Below are 17,478 nucleotides of genomic sequence, written 5' to 3'. Positions count from 1 at the left end.
TATTACCTCAATTCTTTTGAATTTTGTAATAGCCTTTTCCGTTTTGTTTTACAAAATACAGCGCTTCATCCGCCTCTGCAATCAACTGATTTAATTCCACTCCCGGGCGGTATAAGGAAACACCCACACTGCACTGGACAGGTATGTTCTGACCACCGGACCCTACTTCTGAATGGAGCCTGAGTACGAGTTCATTCATCACGCCCTGCAGCTCATTTTCATCATCCAGACCTGTCAGAAGCATTACGAATTCATCACCGCCGTACCGGCCGATTACACCGTCATACCTCTTTTCATATTCCCTCAGGATATAACCGACGCTTTTCAGCGCAACATCTCCTCCGCTGTGACCGTATGTATCGTTAATATATTTCAGATTATCCATATCTACAAAGCAGAGAGCGCTGACGAGATTCGGATCGATCTTCTTCATCTGTGCCTCCGCCTGATTCAAAAATACGGATCGGGTAACCACTCCCGTCAAGCTGTCTGACAGACCATTGCTGGTCAGACGTATAATCTCATTAAAATCCAAATCCTCCGGCCGTTCATCCTGATATATTTTCTTTTCCAGTTCTTCCACGGAATGAACCAGTACATCCACGATCTCCATCTGCTTTGCAATATATCTTTTTAATAGATACATAAGTCCGAAACACAGCAGAACAGTCAATCCGGACACGAGTACCAGGCTTGGGATGATTTTTGAAAATACAGTTCCGAAATTAACGGAACACATGATATCCCATGACGTATTTTCCACGCGCTGATAAACCGTATAATAGAGATCTCCATTCCGTATGCTCCAGTATTCTCCCGGAATTGCAGCCAGAAACTGCTCCTGCAGTTTATCCGCAGTCGTACCGAACAGGGTGGAACTGCGCAGTGTATTCATAATCGGATCCCCGTAAGAAAGCCCTGCCGTAGAAGTCATGATCTGTCCCTGAGAACCGATCAGGGTTGCGTCGGAGCCGTTGATTCCGGCAGACTTTTCCAGAATATCCATGACTTCGTCAAAATAAATGGCGCAGAACAGGCAGCCTGTGATATTTCCCCTGCTTTCAACCAGCGGTACGGCCACCGTATAGTTCAGTGTCACGCCGTCGGCACCGGCTGCAAAACTGTCCGTAACCTGTCTCTTACCGGTAGAAAACAGCTTCTGCATATAATCGCGGCTGGCAAGGCTGGCAGGTTCCGATCCGTCGGAATAAACCGTAATATCGGAATCCACATAACAAATCATCAGATATCCGAAGTAAGGAGACATCTGATCCAGTTTTTTTACCTTTTCAATTGGGGGCACCTCCGGATCATAAAATTCCGGCAGGCTGGCAAGGGACTCTAAAAGCGTAATGGATTCATTGACGCGCTGCGACGTCTGTGCATGGACGCTGGCGAGCGAAGCGCGGGCATCCGATTTCATCCTGCCCACAGAGAGAACGGCGGCGCCCAGCAGCATAATAACCAGCGTCATCAGGCAGAACACGGCGCTATATCGCAGAATCGGAGAAAACGATATCTGCCATCCGCTGTTCTTATCCTTGTTCTTGTTTTTATTCTCATTCATAATATACCATGGCCTTTCTGTTACTGAAGATTAAGGTCAGATAGCTGTTGTAAATACATGCATGCCTTCTCTTTATTAAATTATTCCATCTGTTTCTTCTTGCTCTGATCTGTATATTTTCGAATCATTCTGCATAATATTCCAGCTTCGATCGGCTTTGACAGGTGTTCGTTCATTCCTGCCTTCCTGCTCATTTCTATGTCTTCCTCATAGGCATTCGCCGTCATTGCAAATATTGGTACCGCAATTGCATCCGGCCGTTTAAGGGCGCGGATATTCCTGGCGGCCTCCAGGCCGTCCATAACCGGCATTCTGATGTCCATCAGGATTACGTCATAGCGTTCTGGTTCGGAATCCCGGTATCTTTCTACAGCCTCCAGGCCGTTTTTGGCACAGTCCACAACAGCACCCGCATTTTCCAGCAGATAAACAGCGATCTCCGTATTCAGTTCATTGTCTTCACAGAGAAGAACACGAAGCCCCTTTAATGAAATATCACGTTCCACATCTTCCGATTGCATAGAGGCTGATTCCGGCACGAAATCCACCCACAGATCCACAATGAATTCCGTCCCATTTTCCATCTCGCTTTTCACCTGAATGGTTCCGCCCATCAGCTCTACCATTGATTTGACAATCGCAAGCCCAAGTCCGGAGTTCCTTCCATCGGAATCCGATGTCTTTCTGCCTTCCTGGGTAAACGGCTCATACATGTGTTTCTGGAATTCCCCGCTCATACCGATTCCATTATCACGGACCACGATCTGCTTGTGCAGCCTGCCATCCCGTTCTTCCAGATTTCTCACCCGAAGCTCAATTCGTCCTCCCCTGGGCGTATACTTTACCGCGTTGTTGAGGAGGTTAAAAATAATCTGATTAAAGCGCAGCTTATCCAGCATAATACAGGGATGCGTTACCTCATCCTTATCAAATATGAATTCGATCTCCTTCTGTATACACTGTGGAATAATCAAGGCTTCCACCTGACGTCTGAATTCATCAATTTCATATGGTTCCGGATGGAGGCTGATGGCGTTCTTTTCAATTTTCGAAATATCAAGAATATCGTTCAGCAGGCCCATTAAAAACTGTCCCGACGATTCCAGTTTATCCAGATAGGACTTTACGTTCTCCATATGGTCCAGTTCGTTTTTTGCCAGGGCCGTCAATCCCAGAATGGCATTCATTGGCGTCCTGATATCGTGGCTCATCCTGGATAGGAAGTCTGTCTTCGCATTGCTGACCTTCTCTAGCTCTGAAGAAATCACCGTCTGCTGTTCCAGCGCCTCCCGCAGCTGCATCTGCAGATCGTGTTCTTCTGTGACATCTGTATATGTCGCATAGAACAGCTTGTATTCCGGCGTGCATTTTTGAAGGCGCAGATCGGCATTTACCCAGACATAATTGCCGTCTCCACGGAGAAGGCGGTATTGCCTGACCGTAAAATGATCCGTCTGATAGCCTTCCTTGTAAGCGTTTCGCACCCGTTTCATATCGTCAGGATGAACTCCCGCAAACGCATCGTCAAAATACTGACTTTCCAATTCCGCTTCTTTCTCATCCGGCACACTGGCATTCACTGCCGTTCTCTCAATTCCAAGCATGCGGTATTGGCCTAAATTGCCATAGACCGGAAGCAGTTTATCATAGGAAGGCATCTTTAATATCACCACGCCGGAAGATATCTGATCCAGGATTTTATACGCTGTTTCCACTTCCTGCTCCGACCGTTTCAGAGAGTCTTCCAGCTGCTTTTGATACCGCTCCATCCGTTCTTTTTGTCTCGTCTTCTGGAGAAAAACCGATAAAACACGTGACAGATAGCTGAATGCCCTGCGCACCGTAAGCTGGTCACTCCAGTCTTCTCTTTGTCTGCCGCAATCACATATTCCCACAAATCCAAACAGATGTCCATGATCCTGAACCGGGTATTGGAACAGCGCGCGGACTCCATACTCTGTAAATAACGTTTTCATTCTCTGAGGCAGCTGATCTCGATCGGTACAGATCATTCCCTCCTGTCCGACAGTTTCAGCAGCTCCTAACTCGCAGGGACTGCCTGTCAGCTGATCAGCCATGGCGATTTCATTCTGCTCCGGCCATTCATATATGTTATCTATCCTGTCCCCATTCTCAGATATCACGATCAGATAAGCATAATCCGCCTGGAAGAAGCCGGATATCTGTCTCAACACCTGTAGTACCGCCTGTTCGAGCGTATCATTCTCATACATGGCGTCAAATGTATCATTCATAAACTGCTCTAATTTCAGACTCATAAGCCTCTCCCCGATTTCCTGCATCTTATTATGTAAAAACATATTGTTTCTATTATATCTGATCTGTTTTGTAAAAGCAATATAACTCGTTTCATAACAAAGAATTCGCTAAAGCGAACTGTCGCGCCGGGCGCTGTACCCGATAAAGCGGGGCATGCAATCGCATCAGCGGCGTAAATCCTTTCAGTAATCTCATTGGCCGTATACAAGTTGGAATCGCTTATGCATAAAAATGCATGGACAGCCGCACTGAAATTCCAGCGCAGTCATCCATGCATTTATTCGTTTCCATAAATTCTGTTCTAAGTGGCACAAAAATGGTACAAAGGACAATTACTTATCGAGAAATCGATTTCTTTCCCGGCTCTTAATACAGCTTCGCTCCTGCCGGAATCCTGTCATCCACCAGTAAAAGATTCAGTCCTTCTTTTCCATCTGCTTCATGAACTGCTGAAATCAGCATTCCACAGGAATCAATGCCCATCATCTTACGAGGCGGCAGATTCACAATGGCAATTGCCGTCTTTCCAATCAGTTCTTCCGGCTCATAATACTCGTGGATTCCGCTTAAAATTGTGCGGTCCTCACCGCTTCCGTCATCTAACGTAAACTGAAGCAGCTTCTTGCTCTTCGGAACTGCCACACAGTCTTTAATCTTCACAGCGCGGAAATCAGACTTTGCAAATGTCTCAAAATCAACCATTTCCTCAAACAGCGGCTCGATCTTGACGTTGGAAAAATCGATCTTTTCTACACTTTTTTCCTCTGTCACGGCAATGGCCTCAACCGCCTTTTCCACTTTCTTAGAAGCGTCATTTCCCCCCAGCGTCTTCATCGTCGGGAACAGCAGTACATCCCTGATCGCAGCAGAATCTGTAAGCAGCATAACCATACGGTCAATACCGAAACCGATACCGCCAGTCGGAGGCATGCCGATTTCAAGGGCATTTAAGAAGTCTTCATCCGTATGATTGGCCTCTTCATCTCCCTGTGCGAACAGTTCTTCCTGAGCGGCAAAACGTTCTCTCTGGTCGATCGGATCATTTAACTCAGAATATGCATTTGCCATTTCCCATCCGTTCATGAAGAACTCGAAACGCTCTACATATTCAGGATTTTCCGGTTTCTTTTTCGTCAGCGGAGAGATCTCTACCGGGTGGTCCATAACAAAGGTGGGCTGCACCAGATGTTCTTCCACAAATTCTTCAAAGAACAGGTTCAGAATATCGCCCTTCTTGTGTCTCTCTTCAAATTCGACGCCTTTTTCTTTCGCTGCCGCTCTGGCTTCTTCCAGAGTGGTGATTACACTGAAATCAACGCCGGAATATTTCTTAACTGCATCTACCATGGTAATGCGTTCAAACGGTTTTCCCAGATCCATTTCAATACCGTTGTAAGTGATTGTGGTCGTTCCAAGAACTTCCTGTGCCACAAATCGGTAAAGTTTCTCTGTCAGATCCATCATTCCATTATAGTCTGTGTACGCCTGATAAAGCTCCATCAAGGTGAATTCCGGATTGTGTCTTGTGTCAAGGCCTTCATTGCGGAATACGCGTCCGATCTCGTATACCCTTTCCAGGCCGCCCACGATCAGTCTCTTGAGATACAGCTCCAGAGAAATACGCAGCTTTAAGTCTTCGTCCAGCGCGTTGAAATGAGTTTCAAACGGTCTTGCCGCCGCTCCGCCTGCATTTGATACGAGCATCGGAGTCTCTACTTCCATAAAGCCTTCCTGGCTCAAATATTTACGAATGCTGGAAATGATCCTGGAACGCTTGATAAACGTATCCTTAACCTCGGCGTTCATGATCAGATCCACATACCTCTGACGGTAGCGGAGATCTGTATTCGTCAGTCCGTGGAATTTCTCCGGAAGAATCTGAAGACTCTTGGAAAGCAGAACTACAGAAGTTGCATGGATGGATATTTCCCCTGTCTTCGTAGTAAAGACAGTTCCCTTAAGGCCTATAACGTCACCGATATCCATCTTTTTGAACTCTTTATAGGCTTCTTCGCCAATGCTGTCTCTTGCCACGTAAGACTGGATATTTCCTTTTAAATCCTGAACGTTGCAGAAGGATGCCTTCCCCATCACCCGCTTGGACATCATACGTCCTGCGATGGATACCTCTTTTCCTTCCAACTCGCCGTAATTATCTTTTATATCCGTGCTGTGCACAGTCACATCATACTTTGTGATCTGAAATGGGTCCTTACCTGCTGCCTGTAATTCCGCCAGTTTCTCACGGCGAACCTTCAACAACTGATTTAAATCCTGTTCCTGGCCTGCTGCCTGCTTCTGCTCTCCTGCCACTTCTTCCACTCCTTTGTCTTCTTATACTCTCTGAATTTCCAGAACCCTGTACTGAATCATCCCCATCTGGGTTTCAACGTCTACAATATCTCCGGCTTTCCTTCCCATCAGGCTTTTCCTACCGGCGATTCGTTGGAAATCTTATTCTGAAGGCTGTTGGCCTCTGTGGAACCAACGATTGAGAACTCCATCTCCTCGTCGAATTCCGTATCATATACCTTAACTTTACAGCCAATATTAATCTTATCGAGATCAATTTCTTCTTCTACTACAACCTCTGCGTTTTTAAGCAGTTTCTCAAGCTCTTCAATACGAAGCTCGATTTCTCTCTGCTCATCCTTTGCGGCATCATATTCAGCATTCTCTGACAAATCGCCCTGTTCTCTCGCCTCTTTGATCTTCTGGGCTACTTCTTTTCTCTTAACAACTTTCAGGTTCTGAAGCTCATCCTCATACTGCTTCAATCCCGCATATGTTAAAATGTTTTTCTTTTCAGCCATAGTACATGCTTCCTTCCTTTTTCAATTACTTTAAGGCTGCCTTCCGGACCGTTAGCCTGTATAAACATATTCATTATTAGAAATTTTATACACGGTACTTTGAACCGTGATCAATAAAACCCTCACCCTGATTCATCAGGCACAGTCCCCGCCATTTTCAACCTTCTCGCATTCACAGTATTATAGCTTAAAGACTAATCCTTGTCAAGAAAACCATTATGGAAATTAGCCTTTTTTATGGTTTTAAAGTCTGGTCTGAATAAATTCTTCCAGCGTTTTAAAATCTGTAATCTGGTTCACTTCATTGCGAAGGACGGCTGAATGAGGAAGTCCCGTCGTATACCATGCAATATGCTTCCGCATTTCCCGCATTCCAGCCAGTTCACCGCGGAATTCGATCTGCATTCTGGTATGGCGCAGAATCATACTTTTCAGTTCCTCCCTGGAAGGCCTGGGAAGAATTTCACCCGTTTCCAGATAGTGGTTAATCTCCCTGAATATCCACGGATTTCCCTGTGCCCCTCTGGCTACCATAATTCCGTCGCAGCCTGTTTCTTCCAGCATCCGCTTTGCATCCTGAGGCGTGAAAACATCTCCGTTTCCTATGACCGGTATCTGCACTGCCTCTTTGACCTGACGGATGATGTCCCAATCGGCTTTTCCGGAATAGTACTGTTCTCTCGTTCTGCCGTGGACAGCTACTGCCGAGACGCCGCAGCACTCAACAATTCTGGCGATCTCAGGCGCATTCACGTTCTCTTCGTTAAATCCTTTGCGGAACTTCACCGTAACCGGCTTTTTCACCTTCTTTACCAAAGCTGTGAAAATCTCTTCTACCAGTTTTGGATTCTTCATCAGTGCGGAACCTTCTCTGTTGTTCACGACCTTTGGAACGGGACAGCCCATATTGAAATCGATGATGTCAAATGGACCGTCCTCAATCCTGGCTGCCATTTCGCTCACGATCTCAGGATCGGAGCCAAACAGCTGAACCGCCACGGGCCTCTCTGACTCATTTACCTCCAGCAGTTCCTTCGTGTTCTTATTATTATAGTAAATTGCCTTGGCACTGACCATTTCCGTATAGAGAAGGCCGCATCCCTGTTCCTTGCAGATCTGGCGGAACGGCTGATCGGTTACACCGGCCATAGGGCCAAGCGCCAGCCTGTTTTCGATTTTGACGTTTCCTATTCTGAATCCGTTTTCCTTCTGCATTACTCTTCTTCCCCGCTGTCCAGAAAATCGGCCTCTTCTCCCAGGTAAAATACTTTAAAGTAGAGTTCCAGGGATTCCAGCAGTTCCTGCCTTTCCTCTCTGATCTGTTTGATTTTCAGGTAACTGCCGATCTCGTCGATGCTTCCGTCGTATTCGTCTGCTTCTGTGCGGAATTCCAGCGTACCGTCAGGCTTGAATTCCATCATAAAGACACCGCCCACCTCCTGCACAAACCAGACGCACATAATCTGCAGCTCTTTCTTGATCCCTTCCGGAAGTCCTTCAAATTCATCGTTAAAATAATATTTCTGCGTATATGCGTTTGCTCCGCATAGTACAGCCGGCTTATCTTCCATGATTTTTCTCCCTCTTTTTATAGGAAAGCTTTACATGACATCATTTCCTCTAACAGGTTATTGCAAAAAAGAATCAAACATTGCCACCGATATCAGATTTCGTAACTAGCCACCGCCTGGAGCGGAATCTGGTATCGGTGGCACGGCTTATTCGACTTTTTGCAACAGCCTCCTTCAATAAAAAGGGGCCATTGCCTGCGCAACGGCTCCTTACACCTGATACGTTTTATCTTTTATATGATTATCGAACCAGCATCTTGCTGATCTCGAACTGCTCTTCCGGAATGTCCTTGCTCATATTCAACGCTTCCTGAATATCGAAGTCCACATACTCTCCGTGCTTGTATGCCACAACGCGGTTGCTCTTTCCTTCGCTCAGCAGCTCGACTGCTTTTGCACCCATGATTGAAGCATAGACTCTGTCCTTGCATGTCGGCGTACCGCCGCGCTGCATATGTCCGAGGATTGTCGCTCTTGTCTCAATTCCTGTAGCAGCTTCAATTCTCTTCGCCATGGAAACAGAATGCCCAATGCCTTCTGCATTGATAATAATATGATGCTTCTTGCCGCGTTTTCTGTTTTCTATAATTCTGTTGATCAGAACCTGCTCATTGCCGTCATACCGCTCCGGGAGAAGAATATCTTCAGCTCCGTTGGCAATACCGCACCAAAGGGCAATATAACCTGCGTTCCTTCCCATAACCTCGATAATGCTGCAGCGTTCATGGGATGTGGAGGTATCGCGTACTTTGTCGATCGCTTCCATTGCCGTATTTACTGCTGTATCAAATCCTATTGTATAGTCCGTACATGCGATGTCAAGATCAATGGTACCGGGGAGTCCGATGGTATTAATTCCAAGGGCGGATAATTTTCCTGCTCCGCGGAAGGAACCATCTCCGCCAATAACCACAATGCCGTCAATGCCGTGTTTCCTACAGATTTCAGCACCCTTCTGCTGTCCTTCTGCTGTTGTAAATTCCTGGCATCTGGCTGTATAAAGAATTGTACCGCCTCGATGGATGATGTCAGCAACGCTCGTACTCTCCATATCAACTATCTCTTCCTGAAGGAGGCCTGCGTAACCTCTCATGATTCCTTTTACTTTTAATCCTTTATTTATTGCGGTTCTGACTACTGCACGGATAGCGGCATTCATTCCTGGTGCGTCGCCGCCGCTTGTTAATACGCCAATCGTCTTTACTGCTTTCGCCATAGTCTTTCCCTCCATATGAAAGTGTTCGTACTTCACGTGTTATTCTAATGCATTTTCCCTATCTTTTCAATAGTTTTTCAACAACTTTGACATTTATTTCACCATACATCCTGACAAGCGTATCGATGAGAGCCTGGTCAATCTTCACATTCCAATTGGAAGGAAGTACCTTTTTTGCCTTTTCTTTCCGGAGATAAACGATCACATGATCCTTTCCCTCAGCCATTTTCAGGGCATCCAGAAATTCCCTTTCCGCGGCTATATACTCTTCTTTATTCTCAAACTGCATCCACAGTTCTTTCGGAACATCATCGAAGGGCACAATCCTTTCACAGACAAGTTTTCCGACCGGATCATCACCCACGGAAACGCGTCCTTCGATAAAAAGCTTGGCATCATCTGTCAGCATATCCCTGTTTTTTTCGTAATCCTTTGGAAATACGATAACTTCTACCGAACCTGCCAGATCCTCCAGCGTTACAAACGCCATCATTTGGTTTGTTTTTGTAGTTTTCACTGTTTTGCCGGAAACCATACCGCCGATGATCACATGCTGGCCGTCTTCCACAACGGCCTTATCCGTTTCCTCGTCCACGACGAAGTCCGTAGCTTTAGCCGTAATATTCCTGCTCCAGCTCTCTTCATAGTCGTCAAGCGGATGGCCGCTGATATAAATGCCAAGTATTTCCTTTTCAAAGGCCAGCAGTTCTTCTTTCGGAAATTCCCCCACATCCGGAAATGTAATCTGATAATCCTGTTTCTCCTCTTCCCCGACGAAATCGAAAAGGGACATCTGGCCTTCCAATACGTTCTTCCTTTCCCTGTTTTTCTGGTCCAGAATCTCCGGGGCAATCAGGACTTTCTGTTTCCTAGTACCAGGAAGGCTGTCCAAGGCGCCTGATTTTATAAAATTATCTAAGGTTCGTTTATTTACTTCCTTGTTGCTCATTCGTTCCACGAAATTATCCATGGATACGAAAGGTCCGTTCGCCTCTCTCTCACTGATTATGGCGTCTACTACGTTTCTGCCCACACTCTTGATCGCAGAAAGGCCGTAGCGGATCGCTCCGTCGGAAACGGAAAATCCGCTGTATCCCACATTGATGTCAGGAGGCATGATTTCGATCCCCATCTGGCGGCAGGTCAGAATATATTCCGATACCTTCGTCACATTGTCCATGACGGAAGTCAGAAGTGCGGCCATATACTCTCTCGGATAGTAGTATTTCAGCCATGCAGTCTGATAGGAAACAACAGCATAACAGGCAGCATGCGACTTGTTGAACGCGTATTTGGCAAAGTCCGTCATTTCATCATATATATGATTTGCCGTCTTCTCGTCAATCCCGTTATGAATACAGCCAGCTACACCCTCTTCTTCGTTTCCATAGACGAAATTATGGCGTTCTTTCTCCATAACAGACGCTTTTTTCTTCGACATGGCACGTCGAACCAGGTCGCTTCGTCCCATTGTATATCCCGCCAGGTCGCGAACAATCTGCATAACCTGCTCCTGGTATACGATGCAGCCGTACGTTGGTTCCAGAATCGGTTCCATCTGCGGGCAGTCGTACGTAATGGACGACTGATCGTTTTTTCCCTTCAGATATCGCGGTATAAAATCCATCGGACCCGGACGATAGAGAGAGATTCCTGCAATAATGTCTTCCAGGTTCTCAGGCTTCAATTCCTTCATGAAGCTCTTCATACCCCCGCTTTCCAGCTGGAACACGCCCTCGTCCTTACCGCTTCCGATCATATCCAGAACATTTTTATCATTATAATCGATATCCAGCATTTCCAGCTGTATATGGTTATTATGCTCCACCTGCTTAACCGCATTCTGAATTACGGTCAGTGTTCTAAGACCAAGAAAATCCATTTTCAGAAGTCCCAGTTCTTCCAGAGTCGTCATGGTAAACTGGGTCGTAATCGTTCCGTCTGCCGCTCTGGAAAGCGGGACGTACTCATCCACGTTCGTACGGCTGATTACAACTCCTGCAGCATGCATGGATGTATGGCGCGGCAGGCCCTCCAGACGTTTTGACATATCGATCAAATATTTTACTTCATCGTCATTATTATATGCGTTTCTCAAATCAGGGCTGCCCTTCAGCGCCTTATCTAGAGTCATGCCGAGATCATTCGGGATCATCTTTGCAATCATATCGCATTTTGCATAGGGCATATCCAGTACGCGTCCCACATCACGGACAACTCCCTTGGCGGCCAGCGTACCGAATGTGACGATCTGAACGACCTGATCTTTCCCGTATTTTTCCACGACGTAGTCAATCACTTCCTGGCGCCGTTCGAAGCAGAAATCCACGTCGATATCGGGCATGGACACACGTTCCGGATTCAGGAAACGCTCAAACAGCAGGTTGTACCGGATCGGATCAATATCCGTTATGCCAAGGCAGTAGGAAACGATACTTCCTGCAGCCGACCCTCTTCCCGGTCCCACGATGATGTCGTTGGATTTGGCAAAATGAATGAAATCCCATACGATCAGGAAATAGTCCACATACCCCATGGAATGGATGACATCCAATTCATAGTTCAGGCGCTCTTTCAGCGTCCCGTCGTCATCCGGATACCTTGTTTTCATACCTTCCAGGCACAGATGATTCAGATATCCCCAGGCATCAAATCCTTCCGGCACTTCATACTGGGGAAGTTTTGTCACTCCGAATTCAATTTCCACATTGCAACGCTCCGCAATTTTATGGGTATTTTCAATCGCCTCGAGGGCATATGGGAAGAGGCTCTTCATCTCATCTTCAGACTTGCAGTAATACTGCCCGCCCTCATAGCGCATTCGGTTCTCATCTGCTACTTTTTTTCCTGTCTGAATACACAACAGAATATCGTGCGCTTTCATATCTTCTGCATACGTATAATGGATATCATTGGTGGCCACCAGGTCGATGCCCAGCTCGGCGCTCATCCGCATAAGTCCCTGGTTCACATTTTTCTGGGCCGGTATTCCATGGTCCTGAAGCTCCAGAAAAAAGTTACCCTTGCCGAAAATCCCCTCATACTTTAACGCAGATTTTTTCGCTTCGTCATACATGCCTCTGGACAGGAATCTCTGAACTTCTCCTGCGAGGCAGGCACTCAGTGCGATAATTCCCTCGTGATATTGTTCGAGGATCTCATAATCCACCCTCGGTTTATAATAAAAGCCTTCTACAAAGCCTTTTGATACAATTTTCATCAGGTTTTTATAACCTGTTTCATTTTCAGCCAGAAGGACAAGATGGTAATAGCGGTCTTCTCCCCCTCCTGTTTCTCTGTCAAACCTGGAACCTGGAGCCACATAGACTTCGCTTCCCAAAATCGGTTTAATCCCTGCTTCCCTGGCTGCCCGGTAAAAATCAATCACGCCGTACATGACGCCGTGATCTGTAACCGCCATGCTGTCCATTCCCAATTCCTTCGCTCTGGACACCAGCTCTTTTATCTTGCAGGACCCGTCCAGAAGACTGTACTCCGTATGGACGTGCAGGTGTGTAAATGCCATTCTCTTTTCTCCTTTTCTTATGCATTTCGCCTGGAACAGGCGGATTTCTGCCATGAACCTCTCTTTGAATTTCCGGCTTCCCGACACTTCGCCATGCGCCTCGATTACGCTTCGCCATGCGCCTCGATTGCGCCTCGATTGCGCTTCGCTACATCTCGGTCACGGGCTTTCGCCCTCTATACCCAGCCAAGGAAGTACTCTCTTACGTGCAAGCACGACGTGATTACTTCCTTATCCGATCCTACATGGCTCATTGCTTACGTGGACATTATACCATATCCGTTAATTAATGAAAAGAGGCCGTTCATCTGTGAACCGCCTCTCTGTTGAATGCCTTATGTGATTGTACAAATAACTTTCAGTTGTTTCCAACGAGATACTGCTGAATTTCTGCAATTGCTGTTTCCTCATCATTTCCGTCTACGGTTACGACGACTTCTTCGCCCTTAACCAGACAGATGGTCATCATACCCATGATGCTCTTCGCATTTACACGGCAGCTTCCAGTTTCCAAATAAATGCTGCTCTCATATTGGCTGGCCAGCTGTACCAGCATAGCTACCGGACGAGCATCCAATCCTGACGAAAGTTCAATCGTGACTGTCTTCTTTACCATAATAATCCTCCTCATTGCTTCGACGGCCTGTCTAAGCGTTCCTTCATCTGCATCTATCCCTCAGTTTTTCTGCAAGTTCACTCAGCTTTCTTAGTCTGTGATTAACACCAGACTTACCGACAGGCGGATCCAGAGCTTCCCCAAGCTCTTTTAATGTTGCTTCTGGCCGTGACAACCGCTCTCTCGCAATCTCAGAAAGATTGTCAGGTAGGCTGTCCAGACCAATTGTATCCTGGATATATGAAATATCCTCCATCTGCTTGACCGCAGCTGATACCGTTTTGTTAATATTGGCAGTCTCACAGTTGACCTGACGGTTCACACTGTTACGCATCTCCTTCAGAATCCGGATATTCTCCAGTTCCATCAAAGAAACAGGCGCTTCCATGACATTTAAAAGATCCACAATCTGACTGCCTTCTTTAATATATACAACAAAATATTTCTTTCTCATGATGATTTTTGCATCCAGGTCAAAAGAAGCCATCATATGCTGAAGCTGACTTGCCTTCTCTTCTGTCGCACATACAATTTCAAAATGGTAGAACTTCTCCGGATCGCTGATGGAACCGCTGGCCAGAAAAGCGCCTCGAATAAATGCCCTTCTGCAGCATACCTGCTGGGTAACTACATTTTTCACCACAGAAAGATTTTCTATTATCTGTCCGTCTGATCTTAAAAGCTTTGTCGCCTTCAACACGCGTATGGCATCCTCATGTTCATGTATAATAACCGTATAAGTCATATTTCTCTGAAGATACGGATTTCGCCTGATTGAGACATCAGTTCCTATATTAAATGTTTTTTTCAATAATGTAAAGTACTTTCTTGCAACTGCCACATTTTCTGTGTGGATTTTAATACAGTATTTGTCATCTTCCGATATCTGTATTCTTCCGCACAGGCTTATGATCGCTGCAATTTCTGCAATCTGACAATGCCTCGCACTGCTGATCTGCCTGGAAAGTTCTTCTTTTACTCTGGAAGAGAATGACATCGCTTCCTCACTTTCCCCTCTTGCTGTCTTTATCTATATCTCTGTGTTCGATTTTCAGGCCCCACTCTTCATGGTCCTTTAACTTTTCATAAAGCTCACGCGCTACCGTGACAGAACGATGCTTGCCGCCCGTACAGCCGATGGCGATCACAAGCTGATTTTTACCTTCGGCAATATAATTGGGAATCAAAAATTCCATCATATCATAAAGCTTTTCCAGAAAAATTTCAGCTTTTCCCCCCTGCTTTACATATTCCTGTACCTGTATTTCTTCCCCCGTATGGCTGCGCAGTTCCTCCTCATAATAAGGATTCGGAAGGAACCGGACGTCGAATACGAGGTCGGCATCGGACGAATTCCATATTTAAATCCAAAGGACAGAACGGTGACAAACAGATTAGCGTATTCCTGATTTTTCATGAATATCTTTTCCAGCTCCTGTCTCAGCTCTCTCGTAAGCAGCATGCTGGTATCTATGATATAATCAGCTTTTACCTTCAAAAACTCCAGTTTTTCTCTCTCCCTGGTAATCCCCTTGTCAATTCTGCCCTTTCCTGCCAGAGGATGCGCCCTGCGCGTTTCTTTATATCTTTTGATCAGAATTTCATCGGTACAGTCCAGAAACAGGACTTCATGAGGAATTCCCTTTTCATCCCAATGGCGGAAAACCTCATCCATTTCGGAAAGGCCCTCGCCGCTTCGGATATCCAGGCCAAGCGCAGCTCCCGTCATATTGTTGGGATTATCAACGATCAGATCTGCAAATTTTTCCACAAGTGATACAGGGAGATTATCTGCACAGTAAAATCCCAGATCCTCTAAAATCTTAAGTGCAATTGTCTTGCCTGCACCGGACATTCCCGTTACAATTACAAGCCTCATTTCTTTCCTCCGATGATGTCGCAATACATTCAATCAATACAAAACTGCCGTCAGCTGCGCTCCGCGTCCTATTGACCGCCCTGATAAACTTCTTCCTGCTCCGTATCCGGAAATTCTCCCAGACGCCTGACTTCCATTTCCATCTTTACTCCGAATTGTTCATAGACCCGTTTCTGAACCTGCCTGCACAATTCCATCACGTCATCTGCAGTAGCCTGCCCCCGGTTAATCACGAAACCACAGTGTTTTTCAGAAACCTGAGCTCCTCCTACCTGAAATCCTCTGAGCCCCGAATCCTGTATGAGCTTTCCTGCAAAATACCCTTCCGGCCGCTTGAATGTGCTGCCTGCGCTCGGATATTCCAGCGGCTGCTTCTTCCTTCTCTGAGCAGCCAGCTCTTCCATTCTGTCCAGAATCGCTCCATGTTCTCCCTTATGTAAGCGAATACATGCACTGAGCACAATATATCCCTCATCCATAATTACGCTGTGACGGTAGCCAAGATCCAGTTCTTCTGCCGGAAGCTCTTTTATCTCCCCATCCCTGCTGAGAACTCTGGCGGAAACAAGCACGTCTTTCATCTCAAATCCGTATGCACCCGCATTCATTACTACTGCGCCTCCAAGGGTTCCGGGAATTCCTGATGCGGACTCCAGCCCCGTAAGTGACATTCGGAGCGCTTCCCTCGCCAGTGCTGAAAGCAGGATTCCCGCTCCGGCTTCTATCAGTCCATCTCTTTCCTTCACATAGTTCAGCGCTTTTTCTGTTTCAATCATCACTCCGCGGTAGCCATCTTCACTTACAAGGAGATTGCTCCCGTTGCCAAGGATATAAAAAGGCATGCCTGACGACCTGCAGAGGCTGACTGCAGACACCAGCCCTTCTTCATCTTTCGGTGACACAAAAAAATCTGCCGGTCCTCCCACACGGAATGTGGTATGCTTACTCATTGGTTCATCCGTCTTCACTGCCTCTTTTCCGACAGCTGTACAGAGTTTTTCCAGAAATATCTCCATATCCATGAATAACCTCTACCTGTTTTAAAATTCTTTTTTAGACAGGTTCTCCTGCACTCTGCGATAAAGCTCCTGAGCCGCATTATAACCCATCTTTTTCTGTCTGTAATTCACAGATGCAGATTCTACGATTATGGCAAGATTACGGCCGGGACGAATTGGAATGTTGTGGCACACCACCTTATTGCCCAGGAATTCCGTATACTGGTCTTCCAGACCGAGCCTGTCATATTCCTTGTCCCTGTCCCATTCTTCCAGTTTAATGACCATGTCGATCTGCTGTGTATCCTTTACGCTTTCTACACCAAACAGCGCTTTTACATCAATAATCCCAATACCGCGCAGTTCAATCAAATGTCTCGTAATATCCGGCGCGCTTCCGATGAGCGTGTCATCACTGACTTTTCTGATCTCCACCACATCGTCGGTAACCAGACGGTGGCCCCTCTTAATCAGTTCCAGCGCAGCCTCGCTCTTTCCGATGCCGCTTTCTCCCATGATCAGAACGCCTTCTCCGAATACGTCCACCAGAACTCCGTGAATGCTGATGCATGGAGCCAGTTTCACCTTCAGCCACCGGATGACTTCCGCCATGAGATCAGACGTCGTTGCTTCAGAAACCATGCATGGTACGCCATAATGGTTGCACAGCTCCATCATGTCCTCGTCTGGCATCTGGCCGCGGCTGTACACGATACACGGAACCTTGCTGGCCAGAAGCTGATCATATCTGTTCACTTTCACATCATGATCCATCTGATTAATATATGCCTGCTCCACATATCCGATGATCTGAACTCTCTCATTGTCAAAATGGTCGAAAAATCCGGCCAGCTGAAGAGCCGGACGATTGACATCCGGATGTGTCAGAACCGTCTTCTCCGCATCGATCTCCGGCGTAACATTCCTGAGATGCATCTTATCGATTAATTCCGCTATCGTAACCCCATGCATAAAATTTTCTCCTTTTAATATGAGTTTGTATTTCTCCCGG

Annotated in this window: 11 protein-coding genes and 2 pseudogenes; all 13 read right to left on the bottom strand. The window is 46.4% G+C overall.

Features of this window, described 5'->3' with window-relative positions; translation table 11 throughout:
* Positions 1–7: 7 nt before the first annotated feature.
* Positions 8–1,567: a sensor domain-containing diguanylate cyclase gene (locus DXA13_RS00600; RefSeq protein ID WP_118241228.1), complete on the bottom strand. Its 1,560-nt coding sequence runs from the start codon at positions 1,565–1,567 to the stop codon at positions 8–10.
* Between the two features lie 80 nt (positions 1,568–1,647).
* Positions 1,648–3,846, bottom strand: a complete 2,199-nt coding sequence (locus DXA13_RS00595; RefSeq protein ID WP_118241227.1) for an ATP-binding protein — start codon at positions 3,844–3,846, stop codon at positions 1,648–1,650.
* Between the two features lie 367 nt (positions 3,847–4,213).
* Complete coding sequence (lysS, locus tag DXA13_RS00590; protein WP_118241307.1) at positions 4,214–6,160, bottom strand: lysine--tRNA ligase; 1,947 nt, start codon at positions 6,158–6,160, stop codon at positions 4,214–4,216.
* A gap of 21 nt (positions 6,161–6,181) precedes the next feature.
* Positions 6,182–6,660: pseudogene (gene greA / locus DXA13_RS00585) on the bottom strand (transcription elongation factor GreA).
* A gap of 243 nt (positions 6,661–6,903) precedes the next feature.
* The gene (gene dusB / locus DXA13_RS00580; RefSeq protein WP_118241226.1) at positions 6,904–7,875 is read right to left on the bottom strand and encodes a tRNA dihydrouridine synthase DusB; all 972 of its coding nucleotides are present in this window, start codon (positions 7,873–7,875) and stop codon (positions 6,904–6,906) included.
* Positions 7,875–8,231, bottom strand: coding sequence for a DUF6145 family protein (locus DXA13_RS00575; RefSeq protein ID WP_118241225.1), 357 nt, complete (start codon positions 8,229–8,231; stop codon positions 7,875–7,877). The genes dusB and DXA13_RS00575 overlap by 1 nt, the downstream gene beginning before the upstream one ends.
* Positions 8,232–8,472: 241 nt before the next feature.
* Entirely contained in the window at positions 8,473–9,447 is a 975-nt protein-coding gene (gene pfkA, locus DXA13_RS00570; protein WP_118241224.1) for a 6-phosphofructokinase, read from the bottom strand.
* A gap of 58 nt (positions 9,448–9,505) precedes the next feature.
* Positions 9,506–12,973, bottom strand: coding sequence for a DNA polymerase III subunit alpha (locus tag DXA13_RS00565; protein ID WP_118241306.1), 3,468 nt, complete (start codon positions 12,971–12,973; stop codon positions 9,506–9,508).
* 358 nt (positions 12,974–13,331) lie between these two features.
* A complete protein-coding gene (locus tag DXA13_RS00560) occupies positions 13,332–13,589 on the bottom strand; it encodes an HPr family phosphocarrier protein (protein WP_118241223.1) in 258 nt (85 codons plus the stop codon).
* A 43-nt stretch (positions 13,590–13,632) separates the two neighbouring features.
* Positions 13,633–14,586, bottom strand: a complete 954-nt coding sequence (whiA, locus tag DXA13_RS00555; RefSeq protein ID WP_118241222.1) for a DNA-binding protein WhiA — start codon at positions 14,584–14,586, stop codon at positions 13,633–13,635.
* Positions 14,587–14,593: 7 nt separating this feature from the next.
* Positions 14,594–15,468, bottom strand: a pseudogene (gene rapZ / locus DXA13_RS00550) (RNase adapter RapZ).
* Between the two features lie 68 nt (positions 15,469–15,536).
* Entirely contained in the window at positions 15,537–16,484 is a 948-nt protein-coding gene (murB, locus tag DXA13_RS00545; RefSeq protein WP_118241305.1) for a UDP-N-acetylmuramate dehydrogenase, read from the bottom strand.
* A gap of 24 nt (positions 16,485–16,508) precedes the next feature.
* Entirely contained in the window at positions 16,509–17,438 is a 930-nt protein-coding gene (gene hprK / locus DXA13_RS00540; protein WP_118241221.1) for an HPr(Ser) kinase/phosphatase, read from the bottom strand.
* Positions 17,439–17,478: the final 40 nt, after the last annotated feature.

It is taken from the genome of Clostridium sp. AM58-1XD, from assembly GCF_003464085.1.
Lineage (GTDB): Bacteria > Bacillota > Clostridia > Lachnospirales > Lachnospiraceae > Lachnoclostridium_A.
Note: the sequence above shows the minus strand (reverse complement) of the source record. Positions and strands in the feature narration are given on the sequence as shown.

What these genes read in the sequence shown, in the direction of transcription:
- DXA13_RS00560 (WP_118241223.1), bottom strand. Translation starts at nt 13,589, where the DNA reads ATGGTAAAGAAGACAGTCACGATTGAACTTTCGTCAGGATTGGATGCT.
- hprK (WP_118241221.1), bottom strand. Translation starts at nt 17,438, where the DNA reads ATGCATGGGGTTACGATAGCGGAATTAATCGATAAGATGCATCTCAGG.
- dusB (WP_118241226.1), bottom strand. Translation starts at nt 7,875, where the DNA reads ATGCAGAAGGAAAACGGATTCAGAATAGGAAACGTCAAAATCGAAAAC.
- whiA (WP_118241222.1), bottom strand. Translation starts at nt 14,586, where the DNA reads ATGTCATTCTCTTCCAGAGTAAAAGAAGAACTTTCCAGGCAGATCAGC.
- murB (WP_118241305.1), bottom strand. Translation starts at nt 16,484, where the DNA reads ATGGAGATATTTCTGGAAAAACTCTGTACAGCTGTCGGAAAAGAGGCA.
- DXA13_RS00565 (WP_118241306.1), bottom strand. Translation starts at nt 12,973, where the DNA reads ATGGCATTTACACACCTGCACGTCCATACGGAGTACAGTCTTCTGGAC.
- pfkA (WP_118241224.1), bottom strand. Translation starts at nt 9,447, where the DNA reads ATGGCGAAAGCAGTAAAGACGATTGGCGTATTAACAAGCGGCGGCGAC.
- DXA13_RS00575 (WP_118241225.1), bottom strand. Translation starts at nt 8,231, where the DNA reads ATGGAAGATAAGCCGGCTGTACTATGCGGAGCAAACGCATATACGCAG.
- DXA13_RS00600 (WP_118241228.1), bottom strand. Translation starts at nt 1,567, where the DNA reads ATGAATGAGAATAAAAACAAGAACAAGGATAAGAACAGCGGATGGCAG.
- DXA13_RS00595 (WP_118241227.1), bottom strand. Translation starts at nt 3,846, where the DNA reads ATGAGTCTGAAATTAGAGCAGTTTATGAATGATACATTTGACGCCATG.